The 237-nt window shown below is 56.1% G+C and carries 1 protein-coding gene; it reads left to right on the plus strand.

The genetic code is table 11. The annotated features are described in order from the left end of the window. Positions 1-14: 14 nt before the first annotated feature. Positions 15-237: hypothetical protein (locus AC0L3P_RS40385; protein WP_473309506.1), on the plus strand; the 223-nt coding region annotated here is incomplete at its 3' end.

A 237-nucleotide genomic window follows, 5' to 3' on the forward strand; every position in this document is an offset into this window, starting at 1 on the left:
TGACTCGGCGAAAGGTGGCGGAAGTTCATGATGATGATGCGAAGCTCATCAGCGACTTCGCGGCAGCAGCCAAGCGGTATGGCGTCCCGGCAGATACCATCCGAAAGAATTCGGGCATTCTTAGAGGGCTTGCTGCATGGCTCAATGAAAACAATAAGGGCACTCTAGCTTCTCGGTTGCAAGACCCTTCAGACGGGTCACTCGCCGAAGACGTCCTGTCTTACCAGCGCGCTGGCG

Source organism: Bradyrhizobium sp. WSM4874, assembly GCF_055811835.1.